Source organism: Tenacibaculum maritimum NCIMB 2154 (assembly GCF_900119795.1).
In the GTDB taxonomy this organism is placed as follows: domain Bacteria; phylum Bacteroidota; class Bacteroidia; order Flavobacteriales; family Flavobacteriaceae; genus Polaribacter; species Polaribacter maritimus.
The window spans coordinates 1,226,942-1,243,694 of record NZ_LT634361.1; the positions used below are offsets into that span (position 1 = coordinate 1,226,942).

A 16,753-nucleotide genomic window follows, 5' to 3' on the forward strand; every position below is an offset into this window, starting at 1 on the left:
TCAGACAGTCTCTTTTGACAATATGTTACATCACTCCATTAAGTAAATTTTAATATTACCCCGTTCTTTTAAAAGTAATCGTACCCTTTTATTTAGAGGTAACAAAACAACTGACAATAATGAAATTTCAGCTATTTGGTAAGGAAAAGTTCAAAAAGAAAAGATTTACGAAGCCAATGTTTCTTGGTGAGTAACACTATCAAATATCATTTGGCTATTGCGCGTAATTTTTTCAATATCGTAAGTCAACACATCACCTCGTTGAATATCATAACTTTCATATCCCATCATAAAACCAACAATATTAGTTAATGTAATTTTTAAGAAAGGACTACTAATAACCTTAGGAGTATTGGTAGTAGTACTGGTAAAAGAACTAGAAGCTATAGAAACATATTTAGAAACTAATGACATTCCTTTTACAGAATACTCCATTGAACTTTGAAGCTTGGGGTGAGTTTTAAAGGAGGGCTTTCTTAGTAAGATATTAATTAAATTGGGAACATTAATAATTCCGAATTGCCCAGCAATTTCATGCGATAAGATGGCAATATACAATTCAAATTTTTCAGAATAAAAATTACCTTCGTATTCCCATAAAATTGCTTCTTGAGGAGGAGCGGCTAATAAAGGAACGCTACGGAGAAATTGTTCAAAGATTTTGATTTCTTGTTCTAGTTTGGTAATAGTAGGTAGTGGAAACATATAGTTAGGGGTTTAGTTATATTATACAAGCCACTAATTCATAAGAACTTATTCGTTGAGTACTTATACGGAAGGGGGAAACGTTAAAGCTACATATATTGTAATACACATTAAAGTTACTAAAAATATAGAATTATTTGATATTTATTTAAAAATTTCACATTTTTTTTAATTTTAAAGGCTTGTTTTATAGTTGTTTGGAGGCTTTTTAAGAGATGGATTTAGCATTTTTTAACATTAAAAAAAAGAGGGGGCTTATAAAATTAAGAGTAATTATTTACTTAATTTTAATATTCTAAAAGCTCCTTGTATAACTAATATAAAAACAATAGCCCCAATAATTAAATCAGGTTTGTTAGAGTGCAACCAATCAACTAAGAGCCCTGCAATGATAACGCCTAGATTAATAATAACATCATTGGACGTAAAAATCATACTTGCTTTTATATGCGCTTCTTCTTTATTTTTTGATTTCTGTAAAATATAAAGACAAATACCATTTGCGGCAAGTGCCAATATCGATATAGAAATCATTATAGAAACATCAGGAAGCTTTTCTAAAATAAAAAACCTTTTCACTACTTCAAAAAATCCAATTGTAGCAAGTAATATTTGTATATAGCCTGCAATTTTAGCAACTTGTTTTTTTTGAAGTAGAGTAGTACCTACAGCAAGCAAGCTAATTCCGTAAACAAAGCTATCAGCAAGCATATCTAAGCTATCAGCAACCAACCCTATAGATTTAGAAAAAAATCCAGTAACCATTTCAACAATAAAAAAAGAAAAATTAATAATAAGGACTGTCCAAAGTAATTTCTTTTGAGAAGCATTTTCATTAAAATTAATGAGATTACTTTGTATAGTAGCTATTTTTCTCCCATCTAAATTTAGTTCGAAAATAGCTTTTTCAATAGGAGTTGCCGCTCCGTGATGGTAAACAGCTAATTCCCTATTAGGAAGGTCGAAGCTTACATGAGCAACCTCTGCGATATCTGCCAATTTTAATCGGATCAAATGCTCTTCTGAAGAGCAATCCATTTTAGAAATTTTAAATATTGTTTTTTTCATTTTTAACATAAAAGACCTATAAACCATTTTTAATTCTTTTACTTTTATGGTATAAGCAAATAGCGTTAATCACCTCAAGGAAACGATATCAGATGAAAGGAGTAAAAAAGTTAAAGAACTTGAATTTAACGAAAAAAAAGCGAGTTTGAAAATAAGGACGCTTATTTTAGATAAGTGGCAATACTGTTAAGACGACAGCAGTAATATAGCTTATGAGTTACTTTACAGGTATAAAAAATCTTGTTTTTTATTTGATTAGAAAAAGAGAAGTATAAACAAGAATGATATTTTATTTAAGAAATAGATGAAAAGAAGAAGACAACTGTTTTCTTGATAAAAACGCGTTCAGAGCATGATTTATATGAAATGCAAAAAAGTTTTAAGAAGAGGATTAAAAATCCCTTTCAAAAGAGGTACATTCTGAAAGGGAAATAGGATTCTTATAGTAAGTCTATACTAATTTCTTCTAAAAAACTGATGGCATTAGGTCCTTCCATAAAGAGCAAGTCTAGAATGGATAAATTAGGGATAAAACCATATTTATCATCAAAAATTTGCACATATGGAGATACTTCAGGTGTATATCCATTTTTAGCAATAGAAAGCGGTCTAAAGTCCTGTAAATTTGAAACAACCTCATATTCTTTTGTCTTTGAAAAAGAAGGGTTTATTTGTAAAGCATCAGTAACAAATAAAAAAGTATCAATATTTACATCCATTAAAAAGGTGTACTTTTTAGTGAAAATAGGGCGTAAATCGTCTTCAAAAAATTCAAAATAAGGAGAACAACGATACGCTGATTGTAATGATTTAAAATGTTGGTTTTGCCAAGGAAAATCATTTTCAACTAAAAGGTCCTTCGTTTTTTTTCTGCCAGTTTTCGAGGAAGGCTGTTTTACAGGAACATTTAAAAGCTGTTTGCCATTGGCTCCATAGATATAACAGCGACTTCTATACGTTTGTTTCTGAAAATTATCTTCGGCTTCAAAAACTACTTTCTCTGATTGCGCAATTGCAGCATACTGTGAAATAGGAGAAAAGTAAGTAGGTATAAATAATGATGGTGTATTCATTTCTCTTTTATAAAATATAAAAAGGCTTAACTTTTTTTCTTTTTAAAGAAACCATAGCCAAAGTAACCTAGTAAAGCAAGTAAAAAATAATTTAAATACGATACAGGTTCACCACTACCGCCTACAGTAGTGAACATCCTATCCCAGCGGATGGTTTGCAATTTAGCAAAAAAGCTTGGCGCATTAGGATCCCAGCTCAGCCAAATAAATACGGGTTTTCCTACTACATGGTCAAAAGGAACATAGCCCCAATTGCGAGCATCTAATGAGTTTTGTCGGTTATCTCCCATCATCCAATAATAATCTTGCTTAAAAGTATATGATGTAGCCTTTTTTCCGTTAATATAAATTTTATCACCCTGTACCACTAAGTTATTGTGTTCATAGTTCTTAATGATTTGTTTATAAAAAGGAATTGATTTTGAATCTAATTGAACCGTAACTCCTTTTTTAGGAATATAAATAGGCCCGAAGTTATCAGAAGACCAAGCGTATTGATCGTCATGCGGAAATACAGCTTTATCAAAATTACCTGCAGGTTGTAAGGTCTTAGAAATACTTTTTACAATTGGGTTTTTAGCCATCTTAGCAGCCTCATCATCAGTTAAGTTTAAAATATACTTTCCGTTTCTGGTTGTAGCTTCTCGAATATTGTAACGTTTAATAGCTGCTTGGCTAAGGTTTTTACCTCCTGTATCAACAGTAAAAAACCATTGAGGTTTTGCTCTATCAGGTAAAACCGTTTTTTTTCCGTTGATATATACATAGCCATCTTTTACAGCTAAGCTATCTCCAGGAACTCCTACACATCGTTTTACATAGTTTGTTTTTTTATCAATAGGTTTATAAGTGAATTTGCCAGAATGATCTCCCCACATCGTTTTTAAACTATCCACAGGCCAACTAAATACGACAATATCATTTCGCTTAATTTTTTGAAAGCCAGGCAAACGCATATAAGGTAACGATAATTTGTTTTTCCACGATAAATTATCAAGATTGTCATTAGATAAATACGACTTTGTACCTACTAACGGAAGGCTGTCATGCACCATTGGAGCAGCTACCGTTGTCATAGGAACACGTGCACCATAATGAAATTTACTGACAAAGAGATAATCACCAACCAACAATGTCTTTTCTAAAGAAGAAGTAGGAATGGTATAAGGTTGCATAAAATATGTATGTACTAAGGTAGCAGCAATAATAGCAAAAGCAATAGAACTAACCCATTCACCTAAAGATGATTGAGGTTTTAAGCTACGGTTTTTATTATAAGCAGTATCAGTAAAGTAATTGATATAATAAATATAGAAACCAAGCGTAAAAATTACTAAAAAAGAGTCTTTTTTAGCTTTAAAACCAAACGATCTACAAGTTTCAATCCAAACAATAGGAAACATTAAGAGATTTACAATAGGGATAAACAATAAGATTACCCACCATTTAGGGCGCTTTATAATAGCCATTAAAACTACTGCGTTATATATTGGAATAGCAGCTTCCCACGATTTTCTTCCTGCTTTGACATACAATTTCCAAGTACCTAAAAAGTGAATTACTTGGATAAGCAAAAAGAATAAAAACCATTCTATAAGTGTCATAATTAGATATTTTGTTTTTCGCTATGGCGAAAGTAATTTTTAAATTTTATTAGAGATCTTTGTGTTTTAATAGTTACAAGCTTTAACCTATATTTAACACATCTTTCATTGAAAATACCCCCGTTTTACCAACCAACCATTCCGCAGCAATTACAGCTCCTAAAGCAAAACCTTGTCGGTTATGGGCGGTGTGCTTAATAGCTATTGAATCTACAGGAGATTGATAATGAACCGTGTGTGTACCAGGTACATCTACTATTCTTTTAGCAGTGATAGGAATACTATCAGGAGCAGTAGCTTGCGTTAGCTCCCACATATTTTTGGTGGTATTTTCTATGATTCCTTCTGCAAGGGTTATTGCCGTACCACTTGGAGCATCTAACTTTTTGGTATGATGAATTTCTTCTAAAGCAATATTATATTCTTTTAAGTTAGCCATCATTTTAGCAAGTTGCTTATTGAGTTCGAAAAATATATTGACTCCTACACTAAAGTTAGAAGCATAAATAAAAGCCCCTTTCTTTTTAGTACAAAAATCAAGCACCTCTTCATACCTTTCTAACCATCCTGTAGTTCCAGAAATTACAGGAACTTGGTGACTAATACAGTTTGTGATATTGGTAAAAGCAGCAGTAGGAATACTAAAATCTATAGCTACATCAGCATCTTTAATGTCATACGCTTGCGTTCCAGTAGCTTTTATGATAATTTGATGATTTCTTTGTAAAGCGATTTTCTCAATCTCTTTACCCATTCGTCCATAACCAAGTAAGGCAATTTTCATATTAAAAAGAGTAATTTAGTCGAAGTCCAATTTTAGGGGCTTCAACAAAAAGTGGGTCTGTAGTTATTGTCGGATTTAAGGAAAGATTGTCATTTGTATTAAATTGTAATAAGTGAGCATTTACACTCGCCTCTATAATTTGTAATACATATAACAAAGTACCTGTTAATAGCGATAAATCTCTGTTTTTTCGCAATGTTTTCTGGGCGTTCTCTAAACCAGCATCAGAAATTAGTTTTCTGCCGTTAGCATCAGTAAATTCATCACGTAAATTTTGTTTACGAAGTTTAAAAGCAGTTCTATATCGATCGTATTCATTGCTATTATCAATATAAAAATAAATGCTGGTACCTATGGCAGCCCAAACGATTGGGGCTTTCCAATATTTTTTATTATAAATTTGCCCTCCGCCAGGAAAAATAGCAGAATAAAAGGCCGCTTTTGATGGAGAAAGCGGATTGTAATCATTGCTATTTAGTTGCAAAGAAGGCTGTTTTACAGCTCCTTTTTTCTTTTGAGCAAAAGAAGAAAAAGCAAGTAAAGAAAAGCAAAATAATACTATGTAGCTACGTGTTAGCACTTATTTTAATAAGTTTTTTATACGATTAAAATCTTCTTCCGAACTAAAAGGGATGGTCAGTTTTCCTTTACCATTACCACTAACAGTAACGTCTATTTTTTTACCAAAGTATTCACTAATTTCCTTAATACTTCCAGAAACATAGTTAGGCAAGGCTTTTTTCTTAGCAGTTTTAGTAACTGTACCTGCCTTTAAATTTTTAACCAATTCTTCTGTTTGACGTACAGAAAGTTTATCACGTAATATTTTTTCGTAAATCGTTAATTGATCGAGAGTACTTTCAACATTAATTAGCGCACGTCCATGGCCCATAGAAATAAAGCCATCACGCATTCCTGTTTGGATGATAGGATCTAATTTTAATAAGCGTAAATAATTCGTTACAGTAGATCTTTTTTTACCAACACGAACACTTAATTCTTCTTGTGTTAATTGAATTTCATCAATGAGTCGCTGGTAAGAAAGAGCAACTTCAATGGGGTCTAAGTTTTTACGTTGGATATTTTCAACCAATGCCATCTCTAGCATTTCTTGATCGTTGGCTAAACGAATATATGCAGGAACTGTTTTATTTCCAATCAGTTTAGACGCTCTGAAACGACGCTCTCCAGAAACCAATTGAAATTTATTACCATCTAATTTTCTAACAGTAATAGGTTGTATAACCCCAAGTTCTTTAATAGATCCAGCAAGTTCGCGTAAAGCTTCTTCATCAAAATAAGTTCTTGGTTGAAATGGATTTACTTCAATAGCGCTTAATTCGATTTCAATAATATTACCTACTACTTTATCTGCATTTTTATCAGAAGCAGAAGTTACTTCTGCGGTTTCTTTTAATAAAGCTGATAACCCTCTTCCTAAAGCTTGTTTCTTTGTTGCTTTTGCCATCTTTTATGCGTTCTTCTTTATAATTTCATTTGCCAAATTTAAGTAATTTTCAGCTCCTTTACTAGTAGCATCATAAGCAATGATACTTTCTCCATAACTAGGAGCTTCACTTAAACGTATATTTCTGTGTACAATGGTGTCAAAAACCATAGAGCTAAAGTGCTTACGAACTTCTTCAACTACTTGATTAGAAAGTCGTAAACGAGAGTCATACATAGTTAATAATAACCCTTCTATATCTAGCTCTTTATTGTGTATTTTTTGAACACTTTTTATAGTATTTAATAACTTTCCTAGTCCTTCAAGAGCAAAATATTCACACTGAATAGGAATAATTACTGAATTAGCAGAAACCAATGAGTTTAATGTAATTAAACCTAAAGAAGGAGCACAATCTATCAAAATATAATCGTAATCGTCTTTAAGCTCTTGTAGAGCACTTTTAAGTTTATATTCTCTTTCTTGTTTATCTACAAGTTCTATTTCAATAGCAACTAAATCTATATGAGCAGGAATTAAATCAACATTAGGAGACGCTGTTTTTAAAATAGCTTCTTTTGCAGGTATGGTGTGTTCTAAAACTTGGTAAGTACCAATTTCAACACTTTCTACATCTACACCTAAACCAGATGTAGCATTTGCTTGAGGATCAGCGTCAATTAATAAGACTCTCTTTTCTAAAACCCCTAAAGAGGCAGCTAAGTTAACAGTTGTAGTTGTTTTTCCAACTCCTCCTTTTTGATTTGCGACAGCAATAATATGGCTCATATATACTTGTAATTTGAAAGGAGTAAAAATACAATTATTTATTACTTTAGAAAGATAAAAATGATAACAATTGATAGATGCTTTGCTGGTAGAGGATAAAGAGGTTGTTTTATAAGAATGAATCGTTGTAGAAAATAAAATTCTTTATAAAGGGAGTGGATGGTATTTTATTGAAATTTGAGGCAATAGGTAATAAATGAATGGAATGAAGAAAAGGAAGCCTTTTTTAGTTTTTAATATACTTCGACTTTTTCTTACAACGTAGCTAAAAGCTATGTCACTCAAAAAAAACTAAATTTTAGCTTCAAAATAAAAAGTTGAATCCACTTCTGTTTAAAAGAATAAGAAATTGTCAAAACTCTGCGTCTTTTTTCTTTTAAAACTCAATATCATTTGTATAGTTTTGATGTTTAATTTTTTTAAGAAATATTTAATGGAAGAAATACTATATTTATTGCTAACATTTAGTTTGTCGCTATTTGATTCAGAAGATAAAGAACTAATTAGAAAACGTATAATTGGAGGATGCTATGAGGTGAAAAATTTTGTGAGTAGTGAAAAAATAGTTGTATTATTAACGGGTATATTACAGCATCCTACTTTTAAAGTTTTTTTTAGAGGGCTTAATGCCTTTATGCTATTTACTGCTATTTTATTAGGAATGTTATTATTTGCTATGGCTGTAATAAAAGGATATGAGCTATGGTCAGCAATTATGATAGGAATGCTATACCCACTAGCAGCTTTTTTAATGTTTAATAATTCAATGAACTTACTGAATGAAAAAAAGTGATAGGAAAGGAATACAAATAAAAAAACACAGTGGTAAAACTGTGTTTTTTATATTTTATATAGAAATTTGAATTTTAAGAATTCAACATTACTGGCATTACTAGCATGGTTACTTGTTCTCCTTCATCAGTACCATCAATAGGAGTTAAGATTCCTGCTCTATTTGGCAAACTCATTTCAATAAGAACATCATTAGCGCTAAGGTTATTTAACATCTCACTTAAAAAACGAGAATTAAACCCTATTTGCATATCATCACCTTGGTAATCACAATTTAAACGCTCATCAGCTTTATTCGCATAATCTAAATCTTCCGCAGAAATATTAAGTTCAGTACCCGCCATTTTCAAACGTATTTGGTGAGTCGTTTTACTAGAAAAGATAGATACACGACGAACCGAATTTAAAAAAGTAGCTCGATCTACTGTAAGTTTATTTGGGTTTTCTTTTGGAATTACAGCCTCGTAGTTAGGGTATTTTCCATCAATTAAACGGCAAATTAAAACAATATTGTCAAAAGTAAATTTAGCATTAGCATCATTATATTCAATAGTAACTATTTCTTCAGAGCTAGCTAATATTCCTTTTAATAAATTCAAAGGCTTTTTAGGCATGATGAATTCCGCAGTTTTGTCAGCGGTAACATCAGTACGTGTATATTTTACTAATTTGTGAGCATCCGTTGCAACAAAAGTTAAATCTTTAGAGCTAAATTGAAAGAAAACACCACTCATTACAGGTCGTAAATCATCATTTCCAGCTGCAAAAATAGTTTTAGAAATAGCTGTAGCCAATACATTAGCAGGCATATTGGTGCTACTAGGCGATGGTAATTCTACAGCTTTAGGAAATTCTTCTCCTCCAAAATAAGCCATATCATACTTTCCTTGATCAGAAATGATTTCAATAGTATTATTTTCTTCAGCTTTAAAAGTTAAAGGTTGATCAGGAAAAGTTTTTAAAGTATCTAGTAATAAACGTGCGTTAATTGCAATAGCTCCATTATCGGTACTTTCAACCTCTATGGTGGAGGTCATCGTTGTTTCCAAGTCAGATGCGGATATTTTTATTTGATTTTCTGATAGTTCAAATAAAAAGTTATCTAAAATAGGTAAAGTGTTATTACTGTTTATAACTCCTCCTAGAACTTGTAATTGTTTTAGTAATTGCGAGCTAGATACTATAAATTTCATAGAGTTTCTTTCTAAAATTTGATTTACAAATATATTTTAATTTGTGGATTTTAAAAATAATTTTAAGAATACTTTTTGGAATTTCAATTTCTCTTTACTATAGTCATAATAAAACAAGTTACTTGCTTTAATTCTAATATGTTAATTCTTTTGAGTACTCATAAACATAAATAAGAAAAAGAAATAAAAGTTAGTTTTGAATTTTTTTTAGCTTGTAGATGTAAGAATACAAGGCTAATTAAGGAGGAAAAGATTAAGGGTATTAGTATTTTTTTTGGAATAAAACCAATGTTTTTTGTTTTTAGAATCAGTAAAGAAACTTTTCCGAAAGGAGATGTGAAAAAGCATTAATAAGCAAGAAATAATGTTAGTTTTAATTTGTTCTATTTAATCATTGTACTTTATGCTAGTAGAAACGCTTTCTATAGAATTATTTCTAGAAATAGTTTAAAAAGATAATTATGGCATAAAAAATCAAGCAAAAGAAGAGGCTTGATTTTTTTATTGAAAACAAATTTAAGAAACAAGTGGCGTGATACATTTGTTAAAAATGAATTCTCTTAATAGCTTCATAACGATGGTTTTAATTTTTTTTATAGAAAGAGAATCTTATTTTTGAACTTTATGAAATAGAGGATTTTAATTTGAGTGTAGAAAAATCACTAACAATATATTTTAAAAAGAAAAGAGATGAAAGATAAAATAGGGCTAAAAGAAGCTATTTCAATAGGGATAGGAGGAATGGTAGGAGGTGGTATTTTTGCTGTTTTAGGGCTGGCAGTTAATTTAGCTAAAGGAGGAACTCCCGTTTCTTTTTTAATAGCTGGAAGTATAGCTTTAATAACATCATATAGTTATGTAAAGTTATCATTAGCATATCCAGACAGAGGAGGAACGGTAAAATTTATGAATAAAGGATTTGGTATTGGGGTTTTTAGTGGTGGCATAAATAACTTATTATGGGTGAGTTATATTATTATGTTGGCACTATATGCTTCGGCATTTGGTTCATACGCACCTAACTTATTTGAGTTAACAAACAATAAGTTGATAGATGCACATTTGTATGCTAGTGGAATAGTGGTGTTTGCAACAATTATTAACTATTATAGTATCTCAGTAGTAGGAAAGATAGAGTCTTATGCTGTGATTATAAAATTAGTTATTCTGTTAGCTTTTGTTGTGGTAGGGGTTTATGGATTACTCGGAAATCCTAATCTAGAGCAATTGTCTCCAAAATATTGGGAAGCTCCTTTTAAATTATTAACTGCGGGAATGGTGATTTTTGTTGCGTATGAAGGATTTGAATTAATAGCAAATGCCGCTCCAGATATTGTCAATCCCCAGAAAAATATACCAAAAGCATATTATTATTCGGTAATTTTTGTAATTGTTTTGTATATAATAATTGCAGTAATAACAATAGGTTCCTTGACTTTTTCCGAAGCAGCAAAAGCACAAGATTATGTTTTAGCAGAAGCAGCAAAACCAATGTTAGGTAAAACAGGATTTACAATTATTACGATAGCAGCGTTGATTTCTACATTCTCAGCGATTAATGCGTCTCTTTTAGGAGGAAGTAGGGTAAATTATGAAATTGCAGAAGATGGTGAGCTACCTGCTCATTTTATGAAGAAGTTGTGGGGGCATCCGGTAGGGTTATTAATTACAGCAGTAGGTACTTTAGTACTGGTAAATACCTTAAAACTAGAAAGTATTTCTACAGCGGGAAGTGTAGGTTTTCTATTAATTTTTGCAGTAGTAAACATTGTAGGGTTTAAATTATCAAAAGATATTAAAGGAAATAAATTGATTCCTTTCATGGGAGCCGTGTTTTGTTTTTTAGCAATGTTCGCTTTGTTAGTACAGCATTATGGAACTAGTAAGGTAGATGTTTTTATTGCTTTAGGAATTATAGTTTTTTGTTTTGTTATAGAATATGTGTATAGGAGAATAGAGTAGAGATAGAAAAGATTAGTTGAATAGGTAATTGCATTGAATAGCCCCGTAAAAATTACCATTGGGTACGCGAATACTTTTGAGCTTTTTGGTATGATAATGAATTGTATAACCGAAGGTAAATCGGTTTGAAGTGAATTTGATACCTGTTTCGAGTGAAAATTTAAAAGGATTGACATCAAATGTAATGGGGCTACTATTATTTAAAAAACTACCTTCTATAGTAGCATCGTAAAAAATATAGCTTAAAATAGGTTTGGTATAAAGAAAAGCTTCAATTTTGTTTGTGTGATTGGTAGTGTCATTATTGAGATTTCCACCAAAAGCGATAGAATTTATTAGTTTTTGTAAAGGTTTGAATCCAGCTCTTAGGTAAAAACCTGTAGAAATATCAGTAAAAACAGTTCCTATTTTTACACTGTTTACCCAATTGATATCGTAACGATTAGAAGCATCAGTAGCCAAATGCTTTATATAATCTAGGCCTATGTCTAATCCAAAAGCATTTTTAATTTGATATTTCCAGCCAATAGCCTTTTTAAAACCATAAAGATCATGAATGAAATCTTGTAATTCCCATCCAAAAGCATAAGAGCCTATAACTCCTGTTTTTATAGAGGTTTTTATAATACTATGCTCTTTAAAATAATTGATACCAAAGCCTCCGTATAAATAAGCAGCAAAAGGACGATCATGATCTCCGTGCATTTGAACGGTAGCTTTAAAAGGACTGTACATATGGTGTCCTAATTGAAATTCGTAAATTTTCTTTTCCAGCTTTTGCTCTTTTTGGGTACTTAAATATCGATAGCTAAAAAACATACCATTGGTATAGTATCTATCTTGACGAGTGGATATGTATAAGTCATTGTCATTTAAAAAATCAAATGCTTTGGCATATTTTTTTTGAGCAGTACATATAAAGATTATCAGTAAAGATACGAGTGTAGTTATTTTTTTTTTCACGATAGCAAATATAAATTTTAGCGTCCAAATTTATATGTTTTTAATATAAATATCATTACATTGGTCTCTCTTTTTTTATCTATATGAAAAATAAACCCAAATTAACTGTAGAAGATTTTGAAAGTGTAACTAATAATCAAGAGTTAGTAACACTCATCAAGAAGAAAGGTCTATCATTTGAAAAGGTAGAAAGAACATTGATGTATGAAAATGAGTTGCGTAAGTTACAAGTAGAGCTTGTTAAATTACAACGATGGATTGTGAAAAAAAATAAACGAGTAGCGGTTATTTTTGAAGGGAGAGATGCAGCAGGAAAAGGAGGAAATATTCGTAGGTTTATGGAGCACTTAAACCCTCGTTCAACAAGATTGGTAGCATTGAATAAGCCTACTAAGATAGAAAAAGGGCAATGGTATTTTCAAAGGTATATAAAAGAATTGCCTAATTTAGGAGAAATTGTTTTTTTTGATAGGAGTTGGTACAATAGAGCTGTGGTAGAGCCTGTAATGGGATTTTGTACAGAAAAAGAATATAAGGAATTTTTAGTGCAAGTGCCTGAATTTGAGCATATGTTGTATGAAGACGGAATGATTATTATTAAATTTTGGTTGTCAATTTCAAAGGAAGAGCAATTAAAAAGATTTGAAGCAAGAAAAGATAATCCTTTGAAGAGGTGGAAGTTTAGTCCAGTAGATAAAAAAGGACAAGAGCTTTGGGATCGATACACTTTTTATAAAGACGAAATGTTTAGTAAAACACATACTACATACAGTCCATGGATTGTATTGAAAACAAATGATAAAAAAACAGCTAGACTAGAGGCTATTCGTCATGTGTTGTCACAATTTCAATATGAAGGAAAAGAAGAAGCTATTGTACAGTTAAACCCAGATCCAAATGTAGTGATGCGTTACTATCGTTCGGTACATCAAATAGATTAAGTTATGGAGAAAAAAAGATTAACAACATCAGATGTAAAAAAGCTAAATACGAAAAAAGGTTTGTTAGCGGTAGTGGCTAAAACTCCTTTGAATTTAGAGCGTGCAATAAGATATGTGGATTACCAGCGAAAGTTAGCAAAGCTACAAGTAGAATTGATCAAACTACAAACATGGGTAATTAACGAAAATGAGCGAGTAATTGTTGTCTTTGAAGGAAGAGATGCGGCAGGAAAAGGAGGCGCAATTCGGAGAATAACAGAGAGAATAAATCCAAGGCATATGCGTATTGTGGCTTTACCAAAACCAACAGAAGACCAAGAAGGACAGTGGTATTTTCAGCGTTATGTTGAGCAGTTACCCAAGGCAGGAGAAATGGTGTTTTTTGATAGAAGTTGGTATAATAGAGCGGTAGTAGAGCCTGTGAATGGGTTTTGTACGAAAGAAGAATATGAGGTTTTTATGAATCAAGTGAATGATTTTGAACGTATGATTTTAGAGTCAGGAATTCGATTGGTGAAAATTTATATGTCGATATCTAAAAAAGAGCAAAGAAAAAGGTTTTTAGATATAAAAAATAATCCGCTAAAGCAGTGGAAAATGACGGCTGTAGATGAAAAAGCACAAGAATTATGGGATGACTATACCGCTTACAAGAAAAAAATGTTTTCAAAAACGAATACATTAATATCTCCATGGAAAGTGATTAGAGCCAATAGAAAAACCGAAGCACGTATTAATGTGCTTAATCATCTTTTGAAAAGTATTCCTTATGATAAAGACATAGAAGTTTAATCAGCAGCTTCAATTATTCTTTTAATCTCAGAGAAGAGAAAACCGATTTCGGTTGCTATTTCTTGGCTTGTTTCTAGGTATTTATCTGCTTGGGAAGCGGTGTTGTCGGAAATTTTAGGATCAACATAAGGTAAGTGGAAACGATCAATAGCATCCGGAATAAAAGGACAGTTTTCATCAGCGCTATTGCAAGTTGTGATAGCAATATAAGGATAGGGGTTATTGGCATCGTCAAAAAGTTTAGAAAAACCTAGACTATGCTTTTTTGTTTTACTAAATGAAATTAGGTATTTAGGATTTTGGTGAGAGAAATCAATGATATTGAAATTAAAACCTGATTGTTGTAATGCTTTTACTGTATTTTTGTGAAAAGCAGTAACCGCTGTACCTCCTGAGTAGGCGTGTATATTTTCTAATTCATAATATTCGGCGGCAAAAAAAGCCCAAATTTGAGCAAATTGACTACGTCGTGAGTTGTGTGTGCAAATAAAATTTAAATTTATTTTTTCTCTATCTAAATATTCTTCTGCTATTTTTGCAGCTATAGAAAATAATAATTCTTTTCGTTCATTTGTAATTGTGCTCTTTTTTAAGGAATCAGTAAAAAACTTTATAGTGTCTAAGGTTTTTGTAGAAATCATGATACAAGGTTTCTTTTAAAGGGGGAATAATTCAGTTTATATTGAAGCAAAAATAAAATAAACAGCAAATATTTAATTTAAAAAAAAGTTAAGAATGGGTTTAGAAATAGGAAATAAAGTTGCCGCAATAGATGATGTTGTAAAGGGAGTTGTAGTAGCAGTGGAAAAAGATGTTATTTCTGTGGAATCTAATGATGGGATGGTGTATAAATTTTATAAGGCTGAATTGGTGAAAATAGAAATAGAGCAATATGAGTTAACGAAGTATTCTGATATAAATAATAAGTTGCTAAAGGAAAAGGTAGGTGAAAAGAAAAATAAAAAGGTGCTATTTGCCAAAAGAAAACAGGAAATTATAATGGAAGTAGATTTACACATAAGTAAATTGGTTAAGTCTTCAAAAGGAATGGGTAATTATGATATGCTATCCATACAATTAGAAGAGGCTCGAAGAAAAATAGAATACTGTATAAGAAAAAGAATTTCAAAGGTGATATTTATACATGGAGTAGGAGAAGGAGTATTAAAATCGGAATTACAGTATCTCTTTAACAAGTACCCTGTGGAATATTACGATGCGGCTTATCATAAATATGGATTAGGAGCTACTGAGGTTTATATATATCAAAATTCGAATGAATTGTAATTTACAAAAAAGGATGAAAAAAATTTATTTAGATAACGCGGCAACTACACCGATAGCAGAGGAGGTGATAACAGTGATGGTTGAATCTATGCAAACCAATAATGGGAATCCATCTTCGATACATCAATTCGGTAGAAAAGCAAAATCATCTATAGAAAATGCTCGGAAAAATATAGCAAAGCATTTTAATGTATCTGCAAGTGAACTGGTTTTTACGGCAGGAGGCACAGAGGCTGATAATTTAATTTTACAAAATGCTGTAATAAATTTTGGGGTACAAACAATTGTAACTTCAAAAATAGAACATCATGCTGTTTTAAGAACGATTGCTTATTTGGAGGAAATGTATGATGTTAAGGTTATTTATTTAGAAGTAGATGAGTTTGGCGATTTAGATTTGTTTGGTTTAAGTAGGGTTCTGCTAGAGGAAAAGGAAAAAGTACTAGTAAGTTTGATGTATGTAAATAATGAAATAGGAAACCTCTTAGATGTAGCTAAAGTTTCTGAACTTTGTCAAAAATATAAGGCGTTATTTCATTCAGATGCGGTGCAAGCAATAGGGCATTATCATTTAGACCTCCAAAAAATACCGATAGATTTTATAGCGGTTAGCGCACATAAGTTTCATGGTCCTAAGGGAGTTGGATTTGCTTATTTTAGAAAAGGAGTTGGGATAAAGCCAATGTTATATGGAGGAAAGCAAGAAAAAGGAGCTAGGGCTGGTACAGAGAATGTGCATGCAATTTTAGGAATGGAAAAGGCATTAGCGATGGCTATTACTTCATTAAATGAGAATAGAGCTACTATCTTGAAGATGAAGATGTATTTTATAAAAGAGTTAAAAAAAATATCTTCTGATATAAAATTTAATGGATTTTCTGCGGATGAAGAGCGGAGTAGTTATGCAATCTTGAATGTAAGATTTCCAATAAAAGATAAGATGCTGCTTTTTAATTTAGATTTAAATGGGATTGCCGCTTCTGGAGGAAGTGCTTGCCAGAGTGGTAGTCATAAAGGATCTCATGTATTAAAAACTTTTTTGAAAGAAGGAGAAGAAGAGAAGGCTTCTGTTAGATTTTCTTTTAGCAAATACACAACAAAAGAAGATTTGGATTATGTATTGTCTTTTTTTAGAAAGAGGCTAGTGTAATTAGTTTTTTTTAAGGTTTTAAGCGTTTTTGAAAGCTGTTTAATATAGATGGGTTATTGATTTTTTTTGATTCGTTAGAAAGGTTTTTACGAATGTCTTTTTTATATTAAAAATTTATTGTATCATTGTTTTTTATAAATTATTTAAATAATAGATAATTATGTGACTTTTTGAAAAAAAGATGTCTAATTGTTTATAGATAA

General features: G+C 31.3%; 17 protein-coding genes. 6 read left to right on the forward strand and 11 right to left on the reverse strand.

Features of this window, described 5'->3' with window-relative positions:
* Positions 1–165: 165 nt before the first annotated feature.
* From MARIT_RS05715 to MARIT_RS05750, 8 genes are all read right to left on the reverse strand, one after another.
* A complete protein-coding gene (locus MARIT_RS05715) occupies positions 166–705 on the reverse strand; it encodes a hypothetical protein (RefSeq protein WP_100211030.1) in 540 nt (179 codons plus the stop codon).
* 273 nt (positions 706–978) lie between these two features.
* Positions 979–1,773, reverse strand: coding sequence for a cation transporter (locus MARIT_RS05720; RefSeq protein ID WP_024742292.1), 795 nt, complete (start codon positions 1,771–1,773; stop codon positions 979–981).
* A gap of 440 nt (positions 1,774–2,213) precedes the next feature.
* Entirely contained in the window at positions 2,214–2,846 is a 633-nt protein-coding gene (locus tag MARIT_RS05725) for a WbqC family protein (RefSeq protein ID WP_100211031.1), read from the reverse strand.
* 26 nt (positions 2,847–2,872) lie between these two features.
* The gene (gene lepB, locus MARIT_RS05730) at positions 2,873–4,450 is read right to left on the reverse strand and encodes a signal peptidase I (RefSeq protein WP_024742290.1); all 1,578 of its coding nucleotides are present in this window, start codon (positions 4,448–4,450) and stop codon (positions 2,873–2,875) included.
* A gap of 82 nt (positions 4,451–4,532) precedes the next feature.
* Positions 4,533–5,234, reverse strand: a complete 702-nt coding sequence (gene dapB / locus MARIT_RS05735; RefSeq protein ID WP_024742289.1) for a 4-hydroxy-tetrahydrodipicolinate reductase — start codon at positions 5,232–5,234, stop codon at positions 4,533–4,535.
* A 1-nt stretch (position 5,235) separates the two neighbouring features.
* On the reverse strand, positions 5,236–5,814 hold the full coding sequence (locus tag MARIT_RS05740) for a DUF5683 domain-containing protein (protein ID WP_231975198.1): 579 nt from the start codon (positions 5,812–5,814) through the stop codon (positions 5,236–5,238).
* The gene (locus MARIT_RS05745; protein WP_024742287.1) at positions 5,815–6,702 is read right to left on the reverse strand and encodes a ParB/RepB/Spo0J family partition protein; all 888 of its coding nucleotides are present in this window, start codon (positions 6,700–6,702) and stop codon (positions 5,815–5,817) included. It lies immediately after the preceding gene.
* Positions 6,703–6,705: 3 nt separating this feature from the next.
* Positions 6,706–7,470, reverse strand: a complete 765-nt coding sequence (locus tag MARIT_RS05750) for a ParA family protein (protein ID WP_024742286.1) — start codon at positions 7,468–7,470, stop codon at positions 6,706–6,708.
* A gap of 433 nt (positions 7,471–7,903) precedes the next feature.
* On the opposite strand from MARIT_RS05750, the gene MARIT_RS05755 reads away from it, so the two are divergent.
* Positions 7,904–8,263 (forward strand): hypothetical protein, encoded by a 360-nt coding sequence (locus MARIT_RS05755; protein WP_157926207.1) that lies wholly within the window; start codon positions 7,904–7,906, stop codon positions 8,261–8,263.
* Between the two features lie 73 nt (positions 8,264–8,336).
* On the opposite strand, the gene dnaN is transcribed toward MARIT_RS05755, so the two are convergent.
* Positions 8,337–9,455 (reverse strand): DNA polymerase III subunit beta, encoded by a 1,119-nt coding sequence (gene dnaN, locus MARIT_RS05760; RefSeq protein WP_024742284.1) that lies wholly within the window; start codon positions 9,453–9,455, stop codon positions 8,337–8,339.
* Between the two features lie 690 nt (positions 9,456–10,145).
* Here dnaN and MARIT_RS05765 point away from each other — a divergent pair.
* Complete coding sequence (locus MARIT_RS05765) at positions 10,146–11,417, forward strand: APC family permease (RefSeq protein WP_100211033.1); 1,272 nt, start codon at positions 10,146–10,148, stop codon at positions 11,415–11,417.
* A 12-nt stretch (positions 11,418–11,429) separates the two neighbouring features.
* Here MARIT_RS05765 and MARIT_RS05770 read toward each other — a convergent pair whose 3' ends face one another.
* Positions 11,430–12,380, reverse strand: a complete 951-nt coding sequence (locus MARIT_RS05770) for a lipid A deacylase LpxR family protein (RefSeq protein WP_231975199.1) — start codon at positions 12,378–12,380, stop codon at positions 11,430–11,432.
* Between the two features lie 83 nt (positions 12,381–12,463).
* Here MARIT_RS05770 and ppk2 (MARIT_RS05775) point away from each other — a divergent pair, with 83 nt between their 5' ends.
* Entirely contained in the window at positions 12,464–13,321 is an 858-nt protein-coding gene (gene ppk2 / locus MARIT_RS05775) for a polyphosphate kinase 2 (RefSeq protein ID WP_024742281.1), read from the forward strand.
* A 3-nt stretch (positions 13,322–13,324) separates the two neighbouring features.
* Positions 13,325–14,113 carry a polyphosphate kinase 2 gene (gene ppk2, locus MARIT_RS05780; RefSeq protein ID WP_024742280.1) on the forward strand — a complete coding sequence of 263 codons (789 nt, stop codon included), beginning with the start codon at positions 13,325–13,327 and terminating at the stop codon, positions 14,111–14,113.
* On the opposite strand, the gene MARIT_RS05785 is transcribed toward ppk2 (MARIT_RS05780), so the two are convergent.
* Entirely contained in the window at positions 14,110–14,754 is a 645-nt protein-coding gene (locus MARIT_RS05785) for a low molecular weight phosphatase family protein (protein ID WP_024742279.1), read from the reverse strand. The genes ppk2 (MARIT_RS05780) and MARIT_RS05785 overlap by 4 nt on opposite strands.
* A gap of 94 nt (positions 14,755–14,848) precedes the next feature.
* On the opposite strand from MARIT_RS05785, the gene MARIT_RS05790 reads away from it, so the two are divergent.
* Both MARIT_RS05790 and MARIT_RS05795 read left to right on the forward strand, forming a co-directional pair.
* Positions 14,849–15,400: a Smr/MutS family protein gene (locus tag MARIT_RS05790; RefSeq protein WP_024742278.1), complete on the forward strand. Its 552-nt coding sequence runs from the start codon at positions 14,849–14,851 to the stop codon at positions 15,398–15,400.
* Positions 15,401–15,413: 13 nt separating this feature from the next.
* Positions 15,414–16,550 carry a cysteine desulfurase family protein gene (locus MARIT_RS05795; protein ID WP_100212005.1) on the forward strand — a complete coding sequence of 379 codons (1,137 nt, stop codon included), beginning with the start codon at positions 15,414–15,416 and terminating at the stop codon, positions 16,548–16,550.
* The last annotated feature ends 203 nt before the right edge of the window (positions 16,551–16,753 follow it).

What these genes read in the sequence shown, in the direction of transcription:
- MARIT_RS05715 (WP_100211030.1), bottom strand. Translation starts at nt 705, where the DNA reads ATGTTTCCACTACCTACTATTACCAAACTAGAACAAGAAATCAAAATC.
- MARIT_RS05720 (WP_024742292.1), bottom strand. Translation starts at nt 1,773, where the DNA reads ATGAAAAAAACAATATTTAAAATTTCTAAAATGGATTGCTCTTCAGAA.
- MARIT_RS05725 (WP_100211031.1), bottom strand. Translation starts at nt 2,846, where the DNA reads ATGAATACACCATCATTATTTATACCTACTTACTTTTCTCCTATTTCA.
- lepB (WP_024742290.1), bottom strand. Translation starts at nt 4,450, where the DNA reads ATGACACTTATAGAATGGTTTTTATTCTTTTTGCTTATCCAAGTAATT.
- dapB (WP_024742289.1), bottom strand. Translation starts at nt 5,234, where the DNA reads ATGAAAATTGCCTTACTTGGTTATGGACGAATGGGTAAAGAGATTGAG.
- MARIT_RS05745 (WP_024742287.1), bottom strand. Translation starts at nt 6,702, where the DNA reads ATGGCAAAAGCAACAAAGAAACAAGCTTTAGGAAGAGGGTTATCAGCT.
- MARIT_RS05750 (WP_024742286.1), bottom strand. Translation starts at nt 7,470, where the DNA reads ATGAGCCATATTATTGCTGTCGCAAATCAAAAAGGAGGAGTTGGAAAA.
- MARIT_RS05755 (WP_157926207.1), top strand. Translation starts at nt 7,904, where the DNA reads ATGGAAGAAATACTATATTTATTGCTAACATTTAGTTTGTCGCTATTT.
- dnaN (WP_024742284.1), bottom strand. Translation starts at nt 9,455, where the DNA reads ATGAAATTTATAGTATCTAGCTCGCAATTACTAAAACAATTACAAGTT.
- MARIT_RS05765 (WP_100211033.1), top strand. Translation starts at nt 10,146, where the DNA reads ATGAAAGATAAAATAGGGCTAAAAGAAGCTATTTCAATAGGGATAGGA.
- ppk2 (WP_024742281.1), top strand. Translation starts at nt 12,464, where the DNA reads ATGAAAAATAAACCCAAATTAACTGTAGAAGATTTTGAAAGTGTAACT.
- ppk2 (WP_024742280.1), top strand. Translation starts at nt 13,325, where the DNA reads ATGGAGAAAAAAAGATTAACAACATCAGATGTAAAAAAGCTAAATACG.
- MARIT_RS05785 (WP_024742279.1), bottom strand. Translation starts at nt 14,754, where the DNA reads ATGATTTCTACAAAAACCTTAGACACTATAAAGTTTTTTACTGATTCC.
- MARIT_RS05790 (WP_024742278.1), top strand. Translation starts at nt 14,849, where the DNA reads ATGGGTTTAGAAATAGGAAATAAAGTTGCCGCAATAGATGATGTTGTA.
- MARIT_RS05795 (WP_100212005.1), top strand. Translation starts at nt 15,414, where the DNA reads ATGAAAAAAATTTATTTAGATAACGCGGCAACTACACCGATAGCAGAG.